1 protein-coding gene is annotated in these 467 nt (G+C 64.9%); it reads left to right on the top strand.

The genetic code is table 11. The features are described 5' to 3' along the window. A partial coding sequence (locus P3L18_RS28295) for an HNH endonuclease (protein WP_276116011.1) occupies positions 1 to 467 on the top strand: 467 nt, incomplete at both ends.

Genomic DNA, 467 nt, shown 5'->3' with positions numbered 1-467 from the left:
TCGGTCCGCGGGAGCAGTTGTTGACTTCGGAGCAGCCGGTGGTCAAGCAGTTCCTTTCCGGTGATCGGTTCGGTCCGATCGGTATGTCGGAGGAGAAGGACGAGGCTCTGGTCGCTGCGGAGGCGGCGATGGCGGCGGCCGGGATCTCCGGTGGTGGCACGAAGGAGGATTTCACCGAGATCATTCCGCAGGTCCAACCGAATCCGGGTATGCCCGAACGCAAGGCGGTCGCCCCCGGCCAACGCAAAGCCCTACTCGTGCGTGACCGCGGATGCATCAAATGCGGTGCACACGCCGGACGCTGCCAAGGACACCATTTGCACCACTGGGCCGATGGTGGGCCCACCGACCTCGACAACGGCTGCCTGCTGTGCAGCAGCTGCCACGACGATGTGCACCACCACGGGTGGGGCATCATCATGGGATTCGACCGACACCCCTGGCTGATCCCACCCGCCAGCATCGAC

Origin of the sequence: Gordonia sp. N1V (assembly GCF_029269935.1) — a bacterium.
GTDB lineage: Bacteria > Actinomycetota > Actinomycetes > Mycobacteriales > Mycobacteriaceae > Gordonia > Gordonia polyisoprenivorans.
Note: the sequence above shows the minus strand (reverse complement) of the source record. Positions and strands in the feature narration are given on the sequence as shown.